The sequence below is a fragment of the Bacteroides togonis genome (assembly GCF_900130135.1).
GTDB lineage: Bacteria > Bacteroidota > Bacteroidia > Bacteroidales > Bacteroidaceae > Bacteroides > Bacteroides pullorum.
This window is the reverse complement of record NZ_LT670834.1, coordinates 1-1,389: the sequence shown is the minus strand read 5'-3', so window position 1 is coordinate 1,389 and position 1,389 is coordinate 1. Positions and strand designations below refer to the sequence as shown.

Below are 1,389 nucleotides of genomic sequence, written 5' to 3'. Positions count from 1 at the left end.
GCCGCCCATGCCGAAGGCCTCGGCTGCCCTATCGTGGGCGACCCGCTCTACGGCAAACCCGCCGACCGCCTCTACCTGCACGCCCGCTCGCTGCGCTTCGTCCATCCGGTTACAGGAAAAACGGTGGAGGCAATTTCAGAAATTCTCCGTATCTTTGTCCAAGCATAACCCTTTAAACGATAATATATGAAAAATCCTCTCCTCCTCCTCGCCCTCACCGCCCTCCTCTGGGCGGGATGCGGTTCCGTCCCCCTGACGGGACGCCGCCAGTTGCTCCTCGTCTCCGACCAGGAAGTCCTCTCGTCCAGCCTGACGCAGTACAACGACTACATGAAGACCGCCCCGCGCTCCTCGTCGGCCAAGCAGGCGGCCATGGTGAAACGCGTCGGCCAGAAGATAGCCCAGGCCACCGAGGCCTACCTCCGCCAGAACGGACTGGCCTCCGAAGTGAAGAACTTCCAGTGGGAGTTCAACCTCGTGGCGGACAAGCAGGTAAACGCCTTCTGCATGCCCGGCGGCAAGATTGTGGTCTACGAAGGGCTGATGAAACTCGTCACGTCGGACGACGAGCTGGCCGTGGTCATCGGTCACGAAGTGGCGCACGCCGTGGCCAAGCACAGCAACGAGCGCCTCAGCCAGCAGATGCTGGCACAGACGGGCGCCCAGCTGCTCAACTACTCCCTCGCCGAGAAGAGCGCCGCCATCCAGACGGCCGCCTCCACCATCTACGGACTGGGCGCGCAGGTGGGCGTCATGCTGCCCTTCTCGCGCAAGCACGAGACGGAGGCCGACTACATGGGCCTGGTGCTGATGCGCATGGCGGGCTACAACCCCGACGTGGCTGTCGGCTTCTGGCAGAAGATGTCGGCCTCGGGCAGCGGCTCCGTCCCCGAACTGCTCAGCACGCACCCCAGCGACGCCCGCCGCATCAGCGACATCCAGAAGGCGCTGCCGGAGATTAAAGCGAAATATTGAGATTTCAGATTTTAGGAATGTAGGGACGCACCACGGTGCGTCCGTTTTCCATTTCGCCGTCCGGGGCATTCGGACGCACCGTGGTGCGTCCCTACATCGAGGGTGCGGCGCAAAAAAAAGGGGCCGAAGCCCCTTTTTTAATGGAAAATTGAAAATGGAGAATGGAGAATGAATTTTCAATTCTCAATTATCCATTCTCCATTTACAGCGGGCTTCCGCCTTCGCCGTCGTCCTCCCCTCCGCCGGGTTCCGGTTCCGGCGTCGGTTCGGGGTCGGTGCCGCTCGAGGAACCGCCCGAAGTCGTGCCGTCCACGATGTCGGCATAGATGCCCACGATGCCGTTCAGATCGTTGATGAAGGCCAGCAGCTCGTCCGTGGGCTGCACGATGGCATAGGCATTCACCGTCTGCACAA

At 61.3% G+C, this 1,389-nt stretch carries 1 protein-coding gene and 1 pseudogene; one reads left to right on the top strand and one right to left on the bottom strand.

Annotated features, from left to right (window positions below):
- Positions 1-186 precede the first annotated feature (186 nt).
- Positions 187-975: a M48 family metallopeptidase gene (locus BQ8005_RS16825; protein WP_075319340.1), complete on the top strand. Its 789-nt coding sequence runs from the start codon at positions 187-189 to the stop codon at positions 973-975.
- A gap of 202 nt (positions 976-1,177) precedes the next feature.
- On the opposite strand, the pseudogene BQ8005_RS16820 reads toward BQ8005_RS16825, so the two are convergent.
- Positions 1,178-1,389 (bottom strand): annotated as a pseudogene (locus tag BQ8005_RS16820) (hypothetical protein); the annotation flags it as partial.

Excerpts from the sequence above, each read along its gene's own strand:
- BQ8005_RS16825 (WP_075319340.1), top strand. The coding sequence starts at position 187 with ATGAAAAATCCTCTCCTCCTCCTCGCCCTCACCGCCCTCCTCTGGGCG.